Origin of the sequence: Pseudomonas sp. RL_5y_Pfl2_73 (genome assembly GCF_963970515.1) — a bacterium.
Classification (GTDB): Bacteria; Pseudomonadota; Gammaproteobacteria; order Pseudomonadales; family Pseudomonadaceae; genus Aquipseudomonas.
Genome location: NZ_CAXAPD010000022.1, coordinates 27,273 through 49,571, shown reverse-complemented (window position 1 = coordinate 49,571; position 22,299 = coordinate 27,273). Strand labels below are relative to the sequence as shown.

20 protein-coding genes are annotated in these 22,299 nt (G+C 61.6%); 9 read left to right on the top strand and 11 right to left on the bottom strand.

Going from position 1 to position 22,299, the window contains the following annotated elements:
- The first annotated feature begins 77 nt into the window (after window positions 1–77).
- The 4 genes from AACY42_RS20350 to lnt are packed head-to-tail and all read left to right on the top strand — an operon-like array spanning window position 78 to window position 3,970.
- Window positions 78–1,088 carry a PhoH family protein gene (locus tag AACY42_RS20350; RefSeq protein WP_339481902.1) on the top strand — a complete coding sequence of 337 codons (1,011 nt, stop codon included), beginning with the start codon at window positions 78–80 and terminating at the stop codon, window positions 1,086–1,088.
- Window positions 1,081–1,539, top strand: a complete 459-nt coding sequence (ybeY, locus tag AACY42_RS20345; protein WP_053125636.1) for an rRNA maturation RNase YbeY — start codon at window positions 1,081–1,083, stop codon at window positions 1,537–1,539. Before AACY42_RS20350 ends, ybeY begins: the two co-directional genes overlap by 8 nt.
- A gap of 40 nt (window positions 1,540–1,579) precedes the next feature.
- On the top strand, window positions 1,580–2,419 hold the full coding sequence (locus tag AACY42_RS20340; protein ID WP_339481901.1) for an HlyC/CorC family transporter: 840 nt from the start codon (window positions 1,580–1,582) through the stop codon (window positions 2,417–2,419).
- A gap of 27 nt (window positions 2,420–2,446) precedes the next feature.
- Window positions 2,447–3,970 (top strand): apolipoprotein N-acyltransferase, encoded by a 1,524-nt coding sequence (lnt, locus tag AACY42_RS20335; protein WP_339481899.1) that lies wholly within the window; start codon window positions 2,447–2,449, stop codon window positions 3,968–3,970.
- 182 nt (window positions 3,971–4,152) lie between these two features.
- Here the strand turns inward: lnt and AACY42_RS20330 are convergent, their stop codons facing one another.
- Entirely contained in the window at window positions 4,153–4,914 is a 762-nt protein-coding gene (locus tag AACY42_RS20330) for a YdcF family protein (protein ID WP_339481897.1), read from the bottom strand.
- A 103-nt stretch (window positions 4,915–5,017) separates the two neighbouring features.
- Entirely contained in the window at window positions 5,018–5,338 is a 321-nt protein-coding gene (locus tag AACY42_RS20325) for a hypothetical protein (RefSeq protein WP_339481895.1), read from the bottom strand.
- Between the two features lie 303 nt (window positions 5,339–5,641).
- Here AACY42_RS20325 and leuS point away from each other — a divergent pair, with 303 nt between their 5' ends.
- The 5 genes from leuS to AACY42_RS20300 all read left to right on the top strand — a co-directional run bounded on the left by leuS (window position 5,642) and on the right by AACY42_RS20300 (window position 11,774).
- The gene (gene leuS / locus AACY42_RS20320) at window positions 5,642–8,248 is read left to right on the top strand and encodes a leucine--tRNA ligase (RefSeq protein ID WP_339481894.1); all 2,607 of its coding nucleotides are present in this window, start codon (window positions 5,642–5,644) and stop codon (window positions 8,246–8,248) included.
- 90 nt (window positions 8,249–8,338) lie between these two features.
- Window positions 8,339–8,944 carry an LPS-assembly lipoprotein LptE gene (locus AACY42_RS20315; protein ID WP_339481892.1) on the top strand — a complete coding sequence of 202 codons (606 nt, stop codon included), beginning with the start codon at window positions 8,339–8,341 and terminating at the stop codon, window positions 8,942–8,944.
- A gap of 53 nt (window positions 8,945–8,997) precedes the next feature.
- The gene (gene holA, locus AACY42_RS20310) at window positions 8,998–10,035 is read left to right on the top strand and encodes a DNA polymerase III subunit delta (protein WP_204128065.1); all 1,038 of its coding nucleotides are present in this window, start codon (window positions 8,998–9,000) and stop codon (window positions 10,033–10,035) included.
- 180 nt (window positions 10,036–10,215) lie between these two features.
- Window positions 10,216–10,380 (top strand): alternative ribosome rescue factor ArfA, encoded by a 165-nt coding sequence (gene arfA, locus AACY42_RS20305; protein ID WP_003205882.1) that lies wholly within the window; start codon window positions 10,216–10,218, stop codon window positions 10,378–10,380.
- A 71-nt stretch (window positions 10,381–10,451) separates the two neighbouring features.
- The gene (locus tag AACY42_RS20300) at window positions 10,452–11,774 is read left to right on the top strand and encodes a lytic murein transglycosylase (protein ID WP_339481888.1); all 1,323 of its coding nucleotides are present in this window, start codon (window positions 10,452–10,454) and stop codon (window positions 11,772–11,774) included.
- A gap of 112 nt (window positions 11,775–11,886) precedes the next feature.
- Here AACY42_RS20300 and AACY42_RS20295 read toward each other — a convergent pair whose 3' ends face one another.
- From AACY42_RS20295 to mrdA, 9 genes are all read right to left on the bottom strand, one after another.
- Window positions 11,887–12,819 (bottom strand): S66 peptidase family protein, encoded by a 933-nt coding sequence (locus tag AACY42_RS20295; protein WP_339481887.1) that lies wholly within the window; start codon window positions 12,817–12,819, stop codon window positions 11,887–11,889.
- A 1,032-nt stretch (window positions 12,820–13,851) separates the two neighbouring features.
- Window positions 13,852–14,874: a lipoyl synthase gene (gene lipA, locus AACY42_RS20290; RefSeq protein WP_003205886.1), complete on the bottom strand. Its 1,023-nt coding sequence runs from the start codon at window positions 14,872–14,874 to the stop codon at window positions 13,852–13,854.
- 1 nt (window position 14,875) lies between these two features.
- Window positions 14,876–15,523 carry a lipoyl(octanoyl) transferase LipB gene (gene lipB, locus AACY42_RS20285; protein ID WP_339481886.1) on the bottom strand — a complete coding sequence of 216 codons (648 nt, stop codon included), beginning with the start codon at window positions 15,521–15,523 and terminating at the stop codon, window positions 14,876–14,878.
- Window positions 15,523–15,798, bottom strand: coding sequence for a DUF493 domain-containing protein (locus tag AACY42_RS20280; protein ID WP_339481885.1), 276 nt, complete (start codon window positions 15,796–15,798; stop codon window positions 15,523–15,525). The genes lipB and AACY42_RS20280 overlap by 1 nt, the downstream gene beginning before the upstream one ends.
- 81 nt (window positions 15,799–15,879) lie before the next feature.
- Window positions 15,880–17,037 (bottom strand): D-alanyl-D-alanine carboxypeptidase family protein, encoded by a 1,158-nt coding sequence (locus AACY42_RS20275; protein WP_339481884.1) that lies wholly within the window; start codon window positions 17,035–17,037, stop codon window positions 15,880–15,882.
- A 170-nt stretch (window positions 17,038–17,207) separates the two neighbouring features.
- The gene (locus AACY42_RS20270; protein ID WP_339481883.1) at window positions 17,208–18,236 is read right to left on the bottom strand and encodes a septal ring lytic transglycosylase RlpA family protein; all 1,029 of its coding nucleotides are present in this window, start codon (window positions 18,234–18,236) and stop codon (window positions 17,208–17,210) included.
- Window positions 18,236–19,246, bottom strand: coding sequence for a lytic murein transglycosylase B (gene mltB, locus AACY42_RS20265; RefSeq protein ID WP_339481882.1), 1,011 nt, complete (start codon window positions 19,244–19,246; stop codon window positions 18,236–18,238). The genes AACY42_RS20270 and mltB overlap by 1 nt, the downstream gene beginning before the upstream one ends.
- Window positions 19,247–19,263: 17 nt before the next feature.
- Complete coding sequence (gene rodA, locus AACY42_RS20260) at window positions 19,264–20,367, bottom strand: rod shape-determining protein RodA (protein WP_339481967.1); 1,104 nt, start codon at window positions 20,365–20,367, stop codon at window positions 19,264–19,266.
- 31 nt (window positions 20,368–20,398) lie between these two features.
- The gene (gene mrdA / locus AACY42_RS20255) at window positions 20,399–22,294 is read right to left on the bottom strand and encodes a penicillin-binding protein 2 (protein WP_339481881.1); all 1,896 of its coding nucleotides are present in this window, start codon (window positions 22,292–22,294) and stop codon (window positions 20,399–20,401) included.
- Window positions 22,295–22,299: the final 5 nt, after the last annotated feature.

Sequence of the window (22,299 nt, the reverse complement as noted above, 5' to 3'; positions counted from 1 at the left end):
TTAAGAGCTTTCGCACCCAGCCTACTGGCGTTATCCTTGATTTCACCTTAATTGCCCCCGGGCGGCTAAAAACGACCTTGAACGCACCCATCGAACCACATCGCTTTATTCTCGAGCCCTTTGAGGCTCGCCGCTTCGCCAATCTGTGCGGGCAATTCGACGAGCACCTGCGCTTGATCGAACAGCGCCTGGCCATCGAGATCCGCAACCGCGGAAACCAGTTCGAACTGATCGGCGAACCTAAGCACACCACCTCCGCGGAAAACCTGCTACGCCGTCTCTACCGGGAAACCAAGGGGAGCGAGTTGTCGCCGGATACGGTCCACCTGTTCCTGCAGGAGTCGGCTGTCGAGGAACTCGACAACCCCGCCCCGTCGGAACCTGCCGTGGCCCTGCGCACGAAAAAAGGTATGATTCGCCCTCGCGGCTTGAATCAGCAGCGCTACGTGAAGGAAATCCTGGGCAACGACATCAACTTCGGCATCGGCCCAGCCGGTACCGGCAAGACCTACCTGGCCGTGGCCTGCGCCGTCGATGCACTGGAACGTGAACAGGTGCGGCGCATCCTGCTGGTACGCCCGGCGGTCGAAGCGGGTGAAAAACTCGGCTTCCTGCCCGGCGACCTGGCCCAGAAGATCGATCCGTACCTGCGCCCGCTCTATGACGCGCTGTATGAAATGCTCGGCTTCGAATACGTCGCCAAGCTGATCGAGCGCCAAGTCATCGAGGTCGCGCCGCTGGCCTACATGCGTGGTCGTACGCTGAACAACAGCTTCATCATCCTCGACGAAAGCCAGAACACCACGGTCGAACAGATGAAAATGTTCCTGACCCGCATCGGCTTCGGCTCCACCGCCGTCATCACCGGGGACATCACCCAGGTCGACCTGCCCCGTGGCACCAAGTCCGGGCTGAACCATGTGATCCAGGTCCTCAAGGACGTGCCGGGCATCAGCTTCACGCACTTCATGCCCAAGGACGTCGTGCGCCATCCGTTGGTGCAACGCATTGTCGAAGCCTACGAGCGTTTCGAGAATCGCGCCGATGAAGATTCGGTCGAAAGCAAAGGCAATCGCCACAATGCTTGAACTCGACCTGCAAGTGGCCTGCGAACACGCCGCCCCCAGCGAAGCCCAGTTCCGCCAATGGTGCGAACTGGCCCTGCGCCAGCGCAGCGCCGACTCGGAACTGACGATCCGCCTGGTGGACGAGCCCGAGGGCCGTGAACTGAACCACACCTGGCGGCAGAAAGACTACGCCACCAACGTGCTGTCGTTCCCCGCCGATGTGCCCGACGAACTGCTTGATATCCCGCTACTGGGCGACCTGGTGATTTGTGTCCCGGTGGTGGAGCGTGAAGCGGCGGAACAAGACAAACCCCCTGAGGCCCACTGGGCCCATCTGGTGATTCACGGCTGCTTGCATCTACTGGGTTACGACCATATAGAAGATGACGAAGCCGAAGAAATGGAAGCTCTGGAACGAACGTTGCTTGCAGAGCTGGGTCATCCCGACCCCTACGCCGGCGACGAACACTGATACATCAACCTGTAACGACAAAGGATTCAGAGTAATCGCTATGAGCGAAGATCGATCGAGCAACGGGCAGAAGTCATGGCTGGGCAAGCTCACCCAGGCTTTTGCCCATGAGCCGAAGAACCGCCAGGAGCTGCTGGAGCTGCTGCGCGACGCACACCAGAACAAACTGCTGGACAGCGAAGCGCTGGCCATCGTCGAAGGCGCCATCCAGGTCGCTGACCTGCAAGTCCGGGACATCATGGTCCCGCGCTCGCAGATGGTCAGCATCAAGGCGACCCAGACCCCTCGCGAATTTTTGCCCGCCGTGGTCGACTCCGCTCACTCGCGCTACCCGGTCGTCGGCGAGAGCCATGACGACGTCATGGGCGTGCTACTGGCCAAGGACCTGCTGCCGTTGATCCTTCAGGAAAACGGCGACCGCTTCAACATCAAGGACCTGTTGCGCCCGGCCACCTTCGTGCCCGAGTCCAAGCGACTGAACGTGCTGTTGCGTGAATTTCGCGCCAACCACAACCACATGGCCATCGTCATCGACGAATACGGCGGCGTGGCCGGCCTGGTCACCATCGAAGACGTGCTCGAGCAGATTGTCGGCGACATCGAGGACGAGCACGACGTCGAGGAAGACAGCTACATCAAGCCCCTGCCCAGCGGCGACTTCCTGATCAAGGCCCTGACGCCGATCGAGAACTTCAACGAATTCTTCGACAGCCAATTCTCCGACGATGAATTCGACACCGTCGGCGGCCTGGTGATGAGTGCTTTCGGGCACCTGCCCAAGCGCAACGAAACCACGGAAATCGGCTCCTGGCGCTTCCGCATCCTGAATGCCGACAGCCGTCGGATTCACTTGCTGCGCCTGTCGCCCATTGGCCGATAACCCCTGCGAGACCCGCTAAGGACAAAAATGCGCTGGATAACCCGCCCCGGCTGGCCCGGTAACCTGCTGGCCATGGCGGCCGGTGCGATCACCACCCTGGCCTTGGCGCCGTTCGACCTCTGGCCGCTGGCATTGCTGGCGGTCGGTTTGTTCTACGCCGGGTTGCGCGAACTCTCGCCGCGCCAGGCCTTGGGCCGTGGCTGGTGTTTCGGTTTTGGCCTGTTTGGTGCCGGCACCAGTTGGATCTACGTCAGTATCCATAACTTCGGCGGCGCCTCGGTGCTGCTCGCCGGGTTGTTGATGCTGCTGTTCATCGCCGCCATCGCCTGGTTCTTCGCCCTGCCCGCCTGGCTGTGGGCGCGCTGGCTGCGCCGTAACGAGGCCCCACTGGCCGATGCCCTGGCGTTCGCCGCGTTGTGGTTGGGCCAGGAAGCCTTCCGCGGCTGGTTCCTCACCGGCTTCCCCTGGCTGTATTCCGGCTACAGCCAACTCGACGGCCCGCTGGCCGGCCTCGCGCCGCTGGGCGGAATGTGGCTGATCTCCTTCACCCTGGCCCTGACCGCCGCGCTGCTGTACAACGCGCCCCGGTTGATCCGCACCGCACGTAAAGGTTTTATCGCCGCGGGCGTGCTGCTGCTGATCGGCCCATGGGTGGCTGGCATGGCATTCAAGGGTCACGCCTGGACCAGTCCTTCGGGCGACCCGCTGAGCGTCGCGGCGATCCAGGGCAACATCGAACAAAACATGAAGTGGGACCCCGAGCAGCTCAACGCGCAGTTGGCGCTGTACCGCGACATGAGCTTCGCCTCCAAGCGCGTCGACCTGCTGATCTGGCCGGAAACCGCGGTGCCGGTACTCAAGGAGTCTGCCCAAGGCTACCTGGACACGATGGGCAACTTCGCCGCCGAGCGACAGTCGGCGTTGATTACCGGTGTGCCGATTCGCCAACTGGTACGCCACGAGAAGCGCTATTACAACGGCATCACCGTGACCGGCGAAGGGGACGGTACCTACCTGAAGCAAAAACTCGTGCCATTTGGCGAATACGTACCACTACAGGACATCCTGCGCGGCCTGATCGCCTTCTTCGACCTGCCCATGTCGGACTTCGCCCGGGGCCCGGCCGACCAGCCACTGCTGCAAGCCAAGGGTTACCAGATCGCGCCGTTCATCTGCTATGAAGTGGTCTACCCGGAATTTGCCGCCGGCCTCTCGGCGCGCAGCGACCTGTTGCTGACCATCAGCAACGACACCTGGTTCGGCACCTCGATCGGCCCGTTGCAGCACCTGCAAATGGCGCAGATGCGCGCCCTGGAAGCCGGCCGCTGGATGATCCGTGCCACCAACAACGGCGTGACCGGCCTGATCAACCCCTTTGGCCAGATCACCGCGCAGATCCCACAATTCGAGCGCGGCATCCTGTACGGCGAAGTGGTGCCGATGCACGGCCTGACGCCGTACCTGCAATGGCGCTCGTGGCCGCTGATCATCTTGTGCGTATTGCTGCTGGGCTGGGCGTTGATGGCGAGCCGGATGGCCAGGACGGTTTAAGGTTTTCGATAATCCTTGCTCCTGCTGGACTCTGTAGGAGCTGCCGAAGGCTGCGATCTTTTGATCTTTCGCTCCAGGATTCAATTGGCTGGGGGAAGATCGCAGCCTCGTTGCACTCGGCAGCTCCTACGCAGCTCCACAGGTGCGTTCCAGCGGGATAATTCCACTTGCCGCAACACCGCTCAGCGGTAAAACAACCGATACCCCACCAGCCCCACCGTTTCATTCATCAACTGCCCGGATTGCCAGATCGACTTGAACTCCGGCATCCAACCGCCCAGTGGCCGGGCATTGTCCTGTCCCAGGAAACCCACCGGCGCCGGCACCACTTCAAACCCCGCGCGTTCAAAACTCCAGACCGACCGCGGCATGTGCCAGGCCTGAGTGACCACCACGACCCGCTTGATGCCTTCCGGCAACAGGATCTCGGCGCTCATCTGGGCGTTTTCCCAGGTGGTGCGGCTACGTCCTTCCTGCCAGCGCACGTTGACGCCGAAATCATCCAGCATCGAGTCGGCCATCAACTTGGCCTCGCTGGGCGGGGTGCCGTAGTGCAAGCCCCCAGTGGTCAACACGGGCAAGCCCGAAGCCTTGGCCAATCGCGCCGCATAACGCTGGCGCTCAAGGCCGACACCGGTGGGTTGGTCGCCCCCCCAGGCCAGGTCACCGCGCTCGCGACCGGAACCCAGTACCACGATGGCGTCGGCACGCTGGGCCAGGGTCGCCCATTCACTGCGCAGCAGCGGCGGCTCACGCTCCAATGCGTTGGCGCTCCACTGCACCACCACCGGCAGGCTCATCAACCAGAAACCGCCCAGGCCCACGGCGAAACACAGCCGGGCCAGGCGCGGCCGTGAATGGCGCCACCACCAGGCGAGCGCCAATAGCAGCAAAAGAATGCCGGGCGGCAATAAAAGTTGTTTGATGAAATAGCGAAACGGCATCGGGCATCTCCATAGATGCCCGAAGCCTAAGTGGGTTGACGCAAAGCGACAACAGATTCGAAAAAGCCTTGAACCAAAAAAAGCGACAAACGTGAATCCGGCTTTACTTAAACTGCAGCGACCGGACCTTTACAGCATCCTTATCAGGCGTCCGGTCCTTGAGCCACACAACCTTGGCCGAACGGGGCGCGTCTAGACGCTTGAGTGCCTGGGCCCCTGTGGTGGGGGGTTGATGTCCGGCCTGTTCGAGGTAGGCCTTGACCAGTTCGAACTCTGCGGGGCTCAAGCCTCGCAGTTCCAGCTCTACCGGGCGCTCATCACGCAAGCGACCGGCGGTTCTTGCAGCGTCCAGGGCCACCCCAAGACGATCGATCAGTTTTTCGTACAACTCAGGTGTAGCGACTTTTCGTTGTGATTCAACCATCCCTCACCTCATTGAAGATAAGACTCACTCCCCATTGAGAAGCGTAGCTTCGCTGGGCAAACCGGCAGGGCGCCGCGACCAACGGCCCTGAACACGGGTCATTGCCGCTGATCGGCAATGGCTCAGCGGTGGTTCGGCAGCAATCAGGGTTTCCCTCGGTAGAGCGCGGTCATGTATGCTACGGCGCTTCCTGTAACTCCACTTCCAGCTTGGCTGGGCATCGAAAACGCCGCATGTGGCGTCGTCTGCGTCCAGCATGGCAACGAAGAGGATTGGGCCACCCCATTCAGTACAAAAGTAGCCATGCACGAACACTACCAGCCCCTTGAAATCGAAGCCGCCGCCCAGTCGTTCTGGGACGAGCAAAAGTCCTTTGAAGTCAGTGAACAGCCAGGCAAGGAGACGTACTACTGCCTGTCGATGTTCCCTTACCCCAGCGGCAAGCTACACATGGGGCACGTGCGCAACTACACCATCGGCGACGTGATCTCCCGCTACCAGCGCATGCAAGGCAAGAACGTCCTGCAACCCATGGGTTGGGACGCCTTCGGCATGCCGGCGGAAAACGCCGCGATGAAGAACAACGTAGCCCCCGCCAAGTGGACCTACGAAAACATCGCCTACATGAAAACCCAGCTGCGCAGCCTGGGCCTGGCGGTGGATTGGTCCCGCGAGGTCACCACCTGCAAACCCGACTACTACCGCTGGGAACAATGGCTGTTCACCCGCCTGTTCGAAAAAGGCGTGATCTACCGCAAGAACGGTACCGTGAACTGGGACCCGGTGGACCAGACCGTACTGGCCAACGAGCAAGTGATCGACGGTCGCGGCTGGCGCTCCGGCGCGCTGATCGAAAAGCGCGAAATCCCGATGTACTACTTCAAGATCACCGCCTACGCGGATGAACTCCTGGAGAGTCTCGACGAGCTGACCGGCTGGCCCGAGCAGGTCAAGACCATGCAGCGCAACTGGATCGGCAAGTCCCGGGGCATGGAAGTACAGTTCCCGTACGACGTCGCCTCCATTGGCGAAGCCGGCACCCTGAAAGTCTTCACCACCCGCCCGGACACGCTGATGGGCGCCACCTATGTGGCCGTGGCCGCCGAGCATCCGCTGGCCACCCTGGCGGCACAGAACAACCCTGAGCTGCAGGCGTTCATCGCCGAATGCAAGGGCGGCAGCGTCGCCGAAGCCGACGTCGCCACCCAAGAGAAAAAAGGCCTGCCAACCTCGCTGTTCGTCGAGCACCCGCTCACCGGTGAGAAACTGCCGGTCTGGGTCGCCAACTACGTACTGATGCACTACGGCGACGGCGCGGTAATGGCAGTCCCCGCCCACGACGAGCGCGATTTCGAATTCGCCCACAAGTACAACCTGCCGGTCAAAGCCGTGGTGCGCACCAGCGCCGGCGACCAGACCCCGGAACCTTGGCAAGACGCCTATGGCGAACATGGCGAGCTGATCAACTCCGGAGCGTTCAACGACCTGGATTTCCCCGGCGCGTTCGATGCCATCGAAGTTGCCCTGATCAAGAAAAACCTCGGCACCTCGCGCACCCAGTTCCGCCTGCGGGACTGGGGCATCAGCCGCCAGCGTTACTGGGGCTGCCCGATCCCGATCGTGCATTGCGACACCTGCGGTGACGTTCCGGTGCCGGAAGATCAACTGCCCGTGGTCCTGCCGGAAGACGTCGTACCTGACGGCGCCGGTTCACCCCTGGCGCGCATGCCCGAGTTCTATGAGTGCAGTTGCCCGAAATGCGGCGCACCGGCCAAGCGTGAAACCGACACCATGGACACCTTCGTCGAGTCCTCCTGGTACTACGCGCGCTACGCCTCGCCGCACTATCAAGGCGGCCTGGTGGAAAAATCCGCGGCTGACCACTGGTTGCCGGTGGACCAGTACATCGGCGGTATCGAACACGCCATTCTCCACCTGCTCTACGCACGCTTCTTCCACAAGCTGATGCGTGACGAAGGCCTGGTGAGCTCCAACGAGCCGTTCAAGAACCTGCTGACCCAAGGCATGGTGATCGCCGAGACCTACTATCGTCGTGAAGCCAACGGTGCCTACACCTGGTTCAACCCGAGCGATGTCGAACTCGAACGCGACAGCAAAGCCAAGGTCATCAGCGCCAAGCTGATCGCCGACGGCCTGCCGGTGGAAATTGGCGGCACCGAGAAAATGGCCAAGTCGAAGAACAACGGCGTCGACCCACAGTCGATGATCGACCAGTTCGGCGCAGACACCTGCCGCCTGTTCATGATGTTCGCCTCACCACCTGACATGAGCGCAGAGTGGTCCGATTCAGGCGTCGAGGGCTCGCACCGTTTCCTCAAGCGCGTCTGGCGCCTGGCTCAAGCCCACGTCACCCTGGGTCTGCCGGGCAAACTGGACGTCGCCAGCCTGAACGACGAGCAGAAAGCCATTCGCCGCTCGATCCACCTGGCCATCAAGCAAGCCAGCCATGACGTCGGCCAGAACCACAAATTCAACACCGCCATCGCCCAGGTGATGACGCTGATGAACGTGCTGGAAAAAGCCGCGCAAGGCACCGAGCAGGATCGCGCACTGGTTCACGAAGGCCTGGAGGCCGTGACGTTGCTGCTGGCGCCGATCACCCCACACATCAGCCACGCGCTGTGGAATCAACTGGGTCACGCCGACCCGGTGATTGACGCACGCTGGCCGGTGGTGGACGAAACCGCGTTGGTGCAGGACAGCCTGACCCTGGTCATCCAGGTCAACGGCAAGCTGCGCGGCCAGATCGAAATGCCGGCCGCCGCCACTCGCGAAGAAATCGAAGCCGCTGCGCGAGCGAATGAAAACGTGCTGCGCTTCGTCGATGGCCTGACGATTCGCAAAGTGATCGTCGTGCCCGGCAAGCTGGTCAACATCGTCGCAAGCTAATTGGATCGGGTGCAAGGCTTGAGCCTGGCGCCGAATACAACCTGCGGGGTCGCATGGTCGACCCCTATAGGGTTCAAGGGGAGCAACAAGATGATCAAACGTAATCTGCTGGTAGTGGGCCTGGCGGTCCTGTTGAGCGCCTGCGGCTTCCAACTGCGCGGCACCGGTACCACCGAGCTGGCCATCACGGAACTGGACCTCAGCGCACGGGACGCCTATGGCGACACCGTCAAGATGCTGCGCGACACCCTGGAAAACAGCGGCGTGAAAGTCTACACCGGGGCCCCGTACAAGCTGGTACTGACCCGCGAACAGCAAAGCCAGCGCAGCCTGAGCTATGCCGGCGCCGGTCGTTCGGCCGAGTACGAACTGAGCAACGTGCTGAACTATGAAGTCCGCGGCCAGAACGACCTAGTACTGCTGGACGACAAGCTGCAGGTGCAGAAGGTCTACCTGCACGATGGCAACAACATCACCGGTTCCGACCAGGAGTCGAGCGAAGTGAGCGGCGAAATGCGGCGCGACCTCGTACAGCGCATGATGCTGCGCCTGCAACAGCTGAGCCCGACCCAACTGGAGCAACTGCAACAGACAGCCGACGCCAAGGCCAAAGCCGAAGCCGAAGCGCTGGAAGCGGCACGCGAGGCTGAAGCGCAAACGCCGCAACAGTCACCGATGCAGATCCCGGCTGAATAAGCCTTGCGGGGCGCTCCGGCGCCCCGCTCGCCTTCTCTTATGAACCGCGTGTTATGAAACTGGCCCCCGCCCAACTCGGCAAACACCTGCAAGGCGCCCTCGCGCCGGTCTATATCATCAGTGGCGATGACCCACTGCTGTGCCAGGAAGCTGCCGACGCCATCCGCGCCGCTGCACGCCAGCAAGGCTTCGACGAACGCCAGGTATTCGCTGCCGACGCCAGTTTTGACTGGGGCACGCTGCTGCAGGCCGGGGCGAGCATGTCGTTGTTCGCGGAAAAGCGCCTGCTGGAGCTGCGTTTGCCATCTGGCAAACCCGGAGACAAGGGCGCCGCTGCGTTGATCGAATATTGCTCACGGCCCGCCGAGGACACCGTGCTGCTCATCAGCTTGCCGAAACTCGACGGCAGCGCGCAGAAGACCAAATGGGGCAAGGCCCTGGTCGAAGGCCCGCAGACCCAGTTCGTGCAGATCTGGCCGGTGGATGTCAGCCAGTTGCCCAGTTGGATCCGCCAACGCCTGTCCCAGGCCGGCCTCTCGGCCAGCCAGGACGCAGTGGAGCTGATTGCCGCCCGGGTCGAAGGCAACCTGCTGGCCGCCGCCCAAGAGATCGAAAAGCTCAAGCTGATGGCCGAGGGCGGGCAGATCACCGTGGAAACGGTACAGGCTGCCGTGGCCGACAGTGCGCGTTTCGATGTCTTCGGGCTGACCGATGCGATCCTCAACGGTGAGGCCGCCCATGCCCTGCGCATGCTCGAAGGCCTGCGGGGCGAAGGCGTCGAACCGCCGGTGATCCTCTGGGCCCTGGCCCGGGAATTGCGCCTGCTGGCCAACCTTTCCCTGCAATACAGCCAGGGCGTACCGCTGGACAAGGCCTTCAGTCAGGCCCGCCCGCCTGTCTGGGACAAGCGCAAACCGCTGATGAGCAAGGCCCTGCAACGCTATTCCGCGTCGCGCTGGGCACAATTGCTGCTCGAGGCCCAACGCATTGATGCGCAGATCAAGGGCCAGGCCGCCGGCTCACCGTGGATGAGCCTCAGTCGCTTGTCGCTGTTGATGGCCGGCCAGCGGTTGACTCTGCCAGCTGAATAAAAGATCGCAGCCTTCGGCAGCTCCTACAGAAGTATGCATTTCCATTGTAGGAGCTGCCGAAGGCTGCGACTTTTTCCACTCTTGATCCTACAAATATCGCCTCCATTTACCCTATGGACAACGCCCCAACTCTGTCCCATGATTTGCCCCGCAAAACCCAACCCCACGAGAGTACCCACCATGAGCAAAAAGCCATCCAAGCATGGCCCCAACAAGGCCAAGTCCATCGTCGCCCAGCCCCTGTTCCGCAGCCGCCAGGAGCGACCCGCCAAGGGCAAAGGCAGCTACCGCCGCGAAGCCTTCCAGTCTGACAACTGGGAGGCTTCTTGCTTTCTGGCCGCTTGAAACACCGGACAAGCCCTATGCCCCTTTCGCATGTTAAGGTCAGCACCTGACTTGTATTTCTGGACCCGTGCATGCCCTCCTGTCTTTCCCATCGTTGGCCACTGCGCCAAATGATTGTTGCCACAAGCGTTGTCCTGCTTGTCGCCTGCGCCGAAAAGCCTACTGCCGCCGACGCCCAACCGCCCCAAACAACCCCCGCCGTGACCGCTCCGGCCATCGTGCCGCCTCTGGTGCCGACCGGTGAAGACCTGGCCATTGCGCCCACCCAAACCTTTGCTGAATGGCAGGCCGGGTTTCGCAAGGAGGCACTGGCCGCCGGGATCCGTGGCGACCTGTTCGACCGTGCGTTTGTCGGCGTCAGCCCGGACATGAGCGTAATCAAGGCCGATCGCAGCCAGCCGGAGTTCACCCGCCCCGTGTGGGAATACCTCGATGGCGCGCTGTCGCCACTGCGGGTCAACAAAGGCAAGAGCCTGATGCGGCAGAACGCCCAGATCCTGCAAAGCATCGAGCAGCGGTATGGCGTCGATCGCCAGGCGCTGGTGGCGGTGTGGGGCATGGAGAGCAACTTCGGCCAGTTCCAAGGCAGCAAGTCGGTGATCAACTCCCTGGCGACCCTCGCCTATGAAGGACGGCGCCCGGGTTTTGCCCATGCGCAACTGATCGCCGCGCTGCAAATCCTGCAACAGGGCGATATCACACCGGAAAAAATGCTCGGCTCCTGGGCCGGTGCCATGGGCCAGACCCAGTTCATTCCCACCACGTACAACACCCATGCGGTGGATTTCGACGGCGACGGTCGCCGCGACATCTGGGGCAGCGCCACCGACGCCCTGGCGTCGACCGCCCACTACCTGCAAAGCTCCGGCTGGCAACGCGGCCAGCCGTGGGGGTTCGAGGTCGATCTCGCAGAGGGCTTCGACTACACACTGGCCGATGGCACGATCCGCAAGCCCGTCTCCGAATGGATGCGGCTGGGCGTTTCAGAATATGGCGGCTTGCCGATAGCCCCCGATGACAGAGAGCTGTCGGCGTCCCTGCTCCTGCCGGCCGGCCATCGCGGCCCGGCGTTCCTGATCTTCGATAACTTCCGCGCCATCCTCAAGTACAACAACTCGTCGTCCTATGCCTTGGCGGTCGGGTTGTTGTCAAAGCGCTTTACCAACGGCGGGCTGGTCTATGGCCAGTGGCCCAAGGAGGACCTGCCCCTGAGCCGCAGCGAACGCATCGAGCTGCAAACCCTGCTGGGCAAGCATAACTACGACGCGGGCAACCCCGACGGCATCATCGGCGCCAACACCCGCAAGGCCATCCGCAGCGCCCAGCAGTCGTTCGGCTGGCCGGCGGATGGGTATCCGACGCAGCAGTTGCTGGAGGCGTTGCGTAGCCGCTGAATTGGCGTATGGCGACTACCGCTTTCGCGAGCAATCTCGCTCCCACAGGTGTTCTCGGTCAACCTGTGGGAGCGAGCTTGCTCGCGATGGCTGAGTTACAGACGCTACACGACTAGCGACTGACCACCACATCCTGCTCCAGCACCAACCTCTTCTCCCCCGCATCCAACCTCACCAACGCCCCCATGGGCAAGGTCAGGTTCGGATCGCAGTGCCCGCTGCGCCAGCCGGACAGCACCGGGATGCGCAATGGCTCGAAGGTCTGCTTGAGCAATCGGTTCAATGCCTCGATGTCGACCCCCGCCACATCCCCAACCAATACGCCGCGTAGCTGGTGCAATGTGCCGGCCAATCGCAGTTGAGTCAGCAGACGATCGATGCGATACAGCGGTTCGTTGACGTCTTCGATGAACAGGATCACCCCTTCGGCGTCGATTTGATAAGGCGTGCCCATGGTCGCGGCAATCATCGACAAGTTGCCGCCCAGCAGACGTCCGTGGGCGATGCCCGGCTCGACGGTGGTCAACGGGTAGGCGGCGGGATGGTTCAGCGCGCTACCGGCCTTCAACTGACCACGCAGCAGGCTGAAAAACGAGGTGACGGTAGGGGGTTCCTTGTCGCCCAGCAGATCGGCGTTGAGCAGCGGGCCGTGAAAGGTCACGAAGCCGGCGTAACGGCTGATGGCCAGGTGCAGGGCGGTGATGTCGCTGTAGCCTACGAATGGTTTGGGGTTGAGCTTTAAGAGCTCGAAATCGATACGATCGAGTAGACGGGGCGTGCCGTAGCCGCCGCGTAGGCAGATGATGGCTTTGACTTCTGGGTCGGCGAAGGCGGTGTGCAGGTCGTTGAGACGTACTTCGTCGCTGCCGGCCAGGTAGTCGTTCTTTTCATAGACGCCCGGAAATATTCGCAGCTCATGACCCCTTGCACGCATCCATTGGATGGCTTTTCCCGTGTCCAGGGGGGCGGGGCCGGCGGGGGCGATCACGGCGATCAGGCCTTCTTGAGGGAGGGCTGGGACGGGGTGGTGTGGGGTTAGGGCCATGGGATTCCCGGGTTGTTGCTTAGTGTGTATATCCGTTTTTTGTGTAACGGCGGCTTATGGTTCCGCTCTTACAGCGGGTCACTTTTGGAAGAGCGCCAAAAGTAACCAAAAACGCTCTGCCCCACCACTCGGTGCCTCGCCTAGGCTCGGCATGCCCGAACGAAGGCATTGCTCCGTGGGCCCGCCGCGAAGGGCCATCCATGGCCCAGCGCGGCTATCCCGGCATCCATGCCGGGATGCCCACTGCGCAATGCCTGCGTTCGGCCAGCGTGGTTTAACGGGGCGCCCAGATCAAGATCAAGATCCAAAGCAAAGCAAGAGCGGGGCATGTTCAGTATCTATGTGGCTGCGCCACCGCTATCGCGAGCAAGCTCGCTCCCACATTGGATCTTCAGCAGCCACACAATTCATGTACACCGCAGATCCCCTTTGTGGGAGCGAGCTTGCTCGCGATGAGGTCGGCAGATCCAACATCTTCATCGACTGTGACATCGTCTTCGCGAGCAGGCTCGCTCCCACATAGATGCTCGGCAGCCACAAAATGCATATACGCCGCAGAACCCTGTGGGAGCAAGCTTGCTCGCGATGAGGTCGGCACATCCAACATCACCGCAAACTGACACATCGCTTTCGCGAGCAAGCCCGCTCCCACATAGATGTTCGGTAGCCACAAAATACATATACGCCGCAGCCCCCTGTGGGAGCGAGCCTGCTCGCGATGAGGCAGGCACATCCAACATCACCGCAAACTGACACACCGCTTTCGCGAGCAAGCCCGCTCCCACAGGAGAAACGCGGTCCCACCAATAACCAGGTCGGCTCTAAGGCCGCCTCGCTTTGGCTTTTGATCTTGATCTGGGGCGCCCCGTTAACCACGATGGCTGAACGCAGGCATTGGTTCGTGGGCGAGGCACCGAGTGGTGGGGCAAGAGCGTTTTGGTTACTTTTGCGCTTTTCAAAAGTGACCCGCCGTAAGGGCGGAACCATAAGCCGCCATTACACAAAAAACGGATACACACCCCACCCAAAAACTCAGGAACCCAGAAGCTCAGCCTTGACCAACTTAGCCTGCTCATCCGCATGATACGAAGACCGCACCAAAGGCCCCGAAGCCACGTTCTTGAAGCCCATCTTGTACCCCTCCTCAGCAAACCAGGCAAAGGTATCCGGATGCACAAAACGCTGCACCGGCAAGTGGCTACGGGAAGGCTGCAGGTACTGGCCCAAGGTCAGCATGTCAATGTCATGCTCACGCATGCGCTTCATGACTTCGATAACTTCCTCATCAGTCTCACCCAAGCCCAGCATCAAGCCAGACTTGGTCGGAATGTGCGGCATCATCTGCTTGAAGCGCTGCAGCAAGGTCAGCGACCACTGATAGTCCGAACCCGGACGCGCAGCCTTGTACAGGCGCGGCACGGTTTCCAGGTTGTGGTTGAACACATCCGGTGGCTCGGCGGCGGTGATTTCCAGGGCGATGTCCATGCGGCCACGGTAATCGGGCACCAGGGTTTCCAACTGGACGTTCGGCGACAGCTTGCGGATCTCGCGGATGCAGTCGGCAAAGTGCTGGGCACCGCCGTCACGCAAGTCGTCACGGTCCACCGAGGTGATGACCACGTACTTGAGCTTCAAGTCGGCGATGGCGATGGCCAGGCTTTCCGGCTCGTTGGTGTCCAGCGGCTTCGGACGGCCGTGGCCGACGTCACAGAATGGGCAGCGCCGGGTGCAGATGTCTCCCATGATCATGAACGTGGCGGTGCCGCCGGAGAAGCACTCACCCAGGTTCGGGCAGGAGGCTTCTTCGCAGACGCTGTGCAGCTTGTGCTTGCGCAGCAGGGCCTTGATCCGGTCGACTTCCGGAGACACCGGGATGCGCACGCGGATCCAGTCAGGCTTCTTCGGCAATTCGGTGGTCGGGATGATCTTGACCGGGATGCGTGCAACCTTCTCGGCGCCGCGCAGCTTGACGCCGGCCTCTACCTTGGCACGTGGGGCCGGACGTTCGGTGACGTCCTGCGTCGGGATAATGGTTTGCACTGCATCAGTAGTCATATCAGTCGATTCCGCCCGTGAGGGTCGTCTGCTCAGCATAGTCGAGGTGTTTGACGAGCTGCGCGCGCAGCCGGGCACTTACCTCGGCAAATTCAATCGATCCTGCGTGCTCGCTCAACTGGGTCATCGCCAGTCCCGCGTAGCCACAGGGATTAATCCGTCGAAATGGCGCAAGGTCCATGTCCACGTTCAGCGCCAGGCCATGAAACGAACAGCCGTGGCGGATTCGCAAACCCAGGGACGCGATTTTCGCACCGTCGACGTAGACACCCGGCGCATCCGGCTTGGCCGCCGCCGTCACACCGTAGCTGGCCAGCAACTCGATCAGGCATGTCTCCATGCGGGTGACCAACTCGCGCACGCCAAATCCCAGCTTGCGCACATCCAGTAACAGGTAGGCGACCAGTTGGCCAGGGCCATGGTAGGTCACCTGCCCGCCCCGGTCGACCTTCACCACCGGGATATCCCCCGGAAGCAACAGGTGCTCGGCCTTGCCGGCCTGGCCCTGGGTGAACACCGGTGGGTGTTCCACCAGCCAGACTTCATCGTCGGCGGTGGTGCCGCGTTCATTCGTGAAGCGTTGCATGGCCTGCCAGACCGGCTCGTAAGCCATCGTGCCCAGCTCGCGAAAGCCCAGCGTGCCCGGCATCACAACACCATGTGCACGAAACCGGTCGCGCGCAGCTCGCTGTTGATGTCGTAGAGCTGTTCCTGGCCAGTGGCAATGATGTGCAACTGGATCGTCGTGTACTTGCCGTTGGTACTCTGGCGCTCCGCCAGGGTCTTATGGTCAACGGTGGCATGTTTTTCAAGGATCGCAATGATCCGGTCCTTGAAACCCACACCGGTGTCGCCGATGACCTTGATCGGATAATCCACGCAGGGGAATTCGATCTTTGGCGCTTTTACTTCAGAGTCTGTCATGGGGTAACGGCCTCGTAAGCCGTGGTAACGCACATGGCCCCGTTCCGGATAGGAACGAGGCCATGCAGGTCAACACTTCAATCAGTTGAACAAGCCGTAGAAGAATAGACGGATGCTATCCCACATGCGGCGGAAGATACCACCTTCCTCGACCGCGTCCAGAGCGATCAGGTCGGCGCTGTGCACCACTTTGTCGTCCAGTTTGACTTCGACTTTACCGATCACGTCGCCCTTGGCGATGGGAGCGGTCAGTTGCGGGCTCATGGTCATGCTGGCAGCGAGCTTCTTGAGCTGGCCTTTAGGCAAGGTCATGGTCAGGTCCTGGGCCAAGCCGGCTTTGACCTGGTTGCTGGTGCCTTTCCAGACCTGGGCCTGGGCCAGTTCGGCGCCCTTCTGATAGAAGGTTTGGGTTTCGAAGAAACGGAAACCGTAGGTCAACAGCTTCTGGGTCTCGGCGGCACGGGCCACTTCGCTGTTGGTACCGAAGACGACGGCGATCAGGCGCATGCCGTCACGGACAGCCGAAGACACCATGCAATAGCCAGCTTCTTCGGTGTGGCCGGTCTTCAAGCCATCAACGGTCTTGTCGCGCCACAGCAGCAGGTTACGGTTAGGCTGCTTGATGCCGTTCCAGAGGAATTCCTTCTGGGAGTAGATGGCATAGTGCGCCGGGTCTTCGTGGATGATCGCCCGTGCCAACAACGCCATGTCGTGAGCCGACGAATAGTGCTCAGGGTTCGGCAGACCGGTAGGGTTCATGAAGTGGCTGTTGGTCATGCCCAGGTCGGCCACGGTTTTGTTCATCATGTCGGCGAACGCATCTTCGCTGCCGGCGATGTGCTCGGCCAGAGCGACGCTGGCGTCGTTGCCGGACTGGATGATGATGCCGTGCAGCAGGTCGCTGACGGTCACTTGCGAACCGACCTTGATGAACATCCGCGAACCGCCGGTACGCCAGGCGTTTTCGCTGACGGTCACCAGATCGTTTTCACCGATCTGGCCACGACGGATTTCCAGGGTGGCGATGTAGGCGGTCATCAGCTTGGTCAGGCTGGCCGGTGGCAGGCGCTGATCACCGTTGTTCTCTACCAGGACCTCGCCGCTGCTGGCATCCATGAGTACAAAGGATTTGGCGGCCAATTGAGGAGGCGCAGGCATCATCTCGACCGCGAACGCGGCCGGAGAGAGAAGCAGCGGAACTAGCAGGCAAAGGCGTTTGGCAAAGGTGGTGATGTTCATCCGTCTCTCGAAATCGCTAATGGGACTGCCCGAAGGCAAAACTAAAACAGGCAACCTTCTGACGGGTCGCCGCGTATTTAAGTTGCTCGCTCACATCCCTTGCCGGGCTTTTGTTATGCGTGGAGCCAACAACCTGACCCACTCGAACCACAAGTGGGTCCTCAATCACATCATTCTGCGCTGACCAGGCTCGGCGAACCGAGATTGGCCAAGCGCACACTGTTCTGCACTTGCTGGACTTCACCCGGAGAACCGATCGGTCCCAAGCGCACGCGATGCAGTGTCTGCTGGTTGCGCACGATCGAGCTGACGAACACCGGGGCGCTCACCATCGAGCTGAGCTTCGACCTCAGCAACTCGGCAGCGTCCGGGTTGGCGAACGCGCCCACTTGCAGATACTGGCCAGACGCTGTTGCAGAAGCGTTTTTTTTTGCATCCGGCTGAACGGGCACTACGGCCGCCGCGTGCTGCTGCGGCGGTGGCGTCCACTGCTCGACCGTACCGGTGGACGCCGACACGGACGGCGCGGCATTTTGCGCCACTTTCGGTTCGTTAAGCACCAAAGGCGCCGGACGGCCGCGCTGGGCCCACCATTGCTGCGGGTCAATACCTTCGACCTTGACCCGGGCGGTGCCTATTTCAGCGTAATCGAGTTTTTTCGCCGCCGCATACGACAAGTCGATGATGCGGTCGGAATAGAACGGCCCACGGTCATTGACCCGCAGGATCACGCTCTTGTTGTTGTCCAGGTTGGTCACCCGCACATAGCTGGGCAGCGGCAAGGTCTTGTGGGCCGCGCTCATGCCATACAGGTCATACACCTCGCCGTTGGCGGTGTTCTGGCCGTGGAACTTGGTGCCATACCAGGACGCCGTGCCCGAGGCCACGTAGCTCTTGGAGTCAGCCATCGGGAAATAGGTCTTACCCAGCACCGTGTAAGGGTTGGCCTTGTAGGGGCCGGTGTGCAGGGTCGGCGTGGCGTCGGGAATGCGCGAAACGTCCACGTCCCACCACGGCGCGCCGTCCTTGTGGGCCCGGTTGATGTCCAGGCCGGGGGGCGAGCCGCGCACGGCGGTGGAGTTTTTCTGGGCCGGCGCGCGGCTGGTCGAACAACTGACGACCAACAACGACAGCGCGGCCAACGCCACGAGCTTGAGGGATTTGGCTTTCAGGGGTAGATAGGTAGGCAATGCCCGCATTATTTGACGCCCCGTGCTTTGATCAGCTCTTCAGACAGTTGATATACGGCCATGGCGTACATCACGCTGCGGTTATAACGCGTAATCGCGTAGAAATTCTTCAGGCCCATCCAGTATTCGGGGCCTTGTTCGCCTTCCAGGCGTATCGCAGTGACCAGCATGTCGTCACGCAGCGCATCATGACTCGACCAGCCCAACGCCCGCAACTCCCCGACGGTTTTCGTCGGCTCGATGCCCTCGGTCAGGCCCTCGTCCACCTGCTCGCCACGCACGTCGGCACGGCTGACCACTGGCTGCCCGGCTTCCCAGCCGTGGCGCTTGAAATAGCTGGCAACACTGCCGATGGCATCGGTCGGGTTGGTCCAGATATTGATGTGACCGTCGTCGTCGAAATCCACCGCGTAAGCGCGAAAACTGCTGGGCATGAATTGCGGCAGGCCCATGGCCCCGGCATAGGAACCCTTGAGGGTCAGCGGGTCGACCTGCTCTTCGCGGGCCAGCAGCAGGAACTCGCGCAGCTCCTTGCGGAAGAATTCGGCGCGCGGCGGGTAATCGAAACCCAGGGTCGACAGCGCGTCGATCACCCGGAAATTCCCGGTATTACGGCCAAAGAAGGTCTCGACGCCAATGATGGCCACAATGAACTGGGCCGGTACGCCGTATTCCTGCTCGGCACGGGCCAGGGCCGCCTCGTGCTGGCGCCAGAAGTCCACGCCCCGGGCGATACGCGCCTGGCTGATGAACATCGGCCGGTACTCATGCCACTGCTTGACCCGTTCGGCGGGCCGGGAGATGGCGTTAAGGATCGACTGCTTGCGCTCGGCCTCGCGAAACACCCCCATCAGCTGCTCACCGGCAAAACCGTAGTCGCGGGTCATCTCACCGACGAATTCGGCCACCTGCGGCGAACCTTCGTATTCGCCAGCCTGGGCCTGCGACGCACCGCCCAAGAAGCCGACCAGGCCGATCCACGGTGCATATCGCGTCGACCAGCCACGCATTGCTTGCATTGAACTCTTCACCTTATTCAAACCTGCGCGATCCACTTGCGATGCGTATGAATCGACATCAAGACCCCAAACGCTGACAGTAGTGTCACCAGCGAAGTTCCTCCGTAGCTAATGAATGGCAACGGAACCCCCACGACCGGTAACAGGCCACTGACCATACCGATGTTGACGAAAACATAAACAAAAAATGTCATGGTCAGGCTGCCTGCCAGCAATTTACCGAACAACGTCTGGGCCTGGGCGGTGATCACCAGCCCACGGCCAATCAGCAGCAAATAGATCAGCAGCAGCACGCAGATGCCCACCAGGCCGAACTCCTCGCCCAGCACGGCGATGATGAAGTCGGTGTGGCTTTCCGGCAAAAAGTCCAGGTGCGACTGGGTACCCAAAAGCCAGCCCTTGCCGAACACCCCGCCGGAGCCGATGGCGGCCTTGGACTGGATGATGTTCCAACCGGTGCCCAGCGGATCGCTCTCCGGGTCGAGAAAGGTCAGGACTCGCTGCTTCTGGTAGTCGTGCATCACGAAGTACCACATGGCCACCGACACCGGTACGGCAATGGCCATGACGCTGAGGATCCAGCGCCAGCGCAACCCGCCCATGAACAGCACGAAGGCGCCGCCGGCCAGGATCAGCAGCGAAGTGCCAAGGTCCGGCTGGCGCACGATCAGGATGAACGGGATGCCGATCAGCAACAGGCTGATGCACACGTGCTTGAGGTGCGGCGGCAGGCTGCGCTTGGACAGGTACCAGGCAATGGTCGCCGGCATGATGATCTTGAGGAACTCCGAAGGTTGGAAGCGGATCACCCCGGGAATGTTGATCCAGCGGGTGGCGCCCATGGCGTTGTGGCCCATCACGTCCACCACCACCAACAGGCTCACGCCCACCACATAGGCCAGCGGCACCCAGCGCGCCATGAATCGCGGCTCGAGCTGGGCGATGACGATCATTGACACCAGACCGATGCCGAACGAGGTGGCCTGCTTGGCCAGCATGTCCCAGTTCTTGCCGCTGGCCGAATACAGCACGAACAGGCTACCCGCGGCCAGGGTCAGCAGCAGCAGCAGCAACGGACCATCGATGTGCATGCGCTGTAACAAGGTGGCACGGCGGCGCATCACATCCTCACTGGAGAGGATCCGGTCGAAATTATTCTTCACGGGCCGTAGCCTCCGCAGTGGTGGGGCTTGCGTACTCAGGCTTGAGCTGGCCGTGCTCATCCAGCAGCCAGGCGTCCATGATCTGGCGCACCACTGGCGCGGCGACACCGGAACCCGACTCACCGTTCTCGACCATCACCGACACGACGATCTTCGGGTTGTCGGCCGGCGCAAAACCGACGAACAAGGCGTGGTCGCGATGGCGCTCCTGGACCTTGGACCGGTCGTACCTCTCGCCCTGCTTGATGGCGACGACCTGGGCCGTACCGCTCTTGCCGGCAATGCGGTACTGCGCGCCGATAGCGGCTTTGCGAGCGGTGCCCCGGGCGCCGTGCATCACTTGCTGCATACCGTTGCTGACCTTCTGCCAGTCCGACGGGTTGCGCAGGATAATGTCTGGCATCGGGTCCGGGTCCACCGGTTTCTCGCCTTCGATGGTCTTGGCCAAGTGCGGGCGATACCACTTGCCCTTACTCGCCACCAGCGCCGTGGCCTGGGCCAGCTGCAAGGGCGTGGCCTGCATGTAGCCCTGGCCGATCCCCAGAATCAGGGTTTCGCCGGGGAACCACGCCTGGCGCCGGGTCGCCCGCTTCCACTCCCGGGACGGCATCAATCCAGACGACTCTTCGAACATGTCCAGGGAGACCTTCTGACCGATGCCGAACTTGCCCAGGTAGGACGACAGCCGATCGATCCCCAGCTTGTGGGCCAGGTCATAGAAGTAGGTGTCGTTGGAACGCATGATCGCCGTTTCCAGGTCCACATAACCGTCGCCGCTGCGGTTCCAGTTGCGGTACTTGTGGTCGTAGTTCGGCAGTTGGTAGTAACCAGGGTCATAGACCCGGCTCGATGCGGTCACCACGCCAGAGTCCAGCCCAGCAATCGCCACCGCCGGCTTGATGGTTGACCCCGGCGGATAGAGGCCGCGCAGCACGCGATTGAACAGCGGCCGGTCAATGGAATCACGCAACTCGGCGTAAGCCTTGAAGCTGATGCCAGTGACGAACAGGTTCGGGTCGAAGCTCGGCTGGCTGACCATCGCCAGCACCTCCCCAGTGTTCGGGTCCAGTGCCACCACGGCACCACGCCGCCCGCCCAGCGCCGCTTCGGCGGCCTCTTGCAGCTTGATGTCCAGGCTCAGGACGATGTCCTTGCCAGGAATCGGGTCAGTGCGCTTGAGCACCCGCAGTACGCGGCCGCGAGCGTTGGTTTCGACTTCCTCGTAACCCACCTGGCCATGCAGTTCGGGCTCGTAGAAACGCTCGATGCCGGTCTTGCCGATGTGGTGCGTGCCGCTGTAATTGACCGGGTCGAGGGTCTTGAGCTCTTTCTCGTTGATCCGCCCCATGTAGCCGACCGAGTGGGCAAAGTGCGCCCCCAGGGGATAATGACGCACCAACTGCGCCACCACCTCGACGCCGGGCAGGCGGAACTGGTTCACAGCGATCAGGGCGATCTGCTCTTCAGTCAGCTCGAACAGGATCGGCACCGGCTCGAACGGGCGGCGGCCCTGGCGCATGCGCTTCTCGAAGATCGCCCGGTCCTCGGGCGTCAGTTGCAGCACTTCGACGATGACGTCGAGTACATGCTGCCAGTCGCCGGAGCGCTCGCGGGTCATGCTCAAGCTGAAACTGGGCCGGTTATCCGCCACCACCACGCCATTGCGGTCGAAGATCAACCCGCGGGTCGGCGGAATCGGCTGCACATGCACCCGGTTGTTTTCCGACAGGGTCGAGTGGTACTCGTACTGGATCACCTGGAGGAAATACAAGCGCGCAATCAACACGCCGATCAGCGTCACCACGGCAATGGCACCGAACACGACGCGGCCCCGCACCAGGCGGGCGTCTTTTTCGTGGTCCTTGATGCGGATCGGCTGGGGCATGGGGC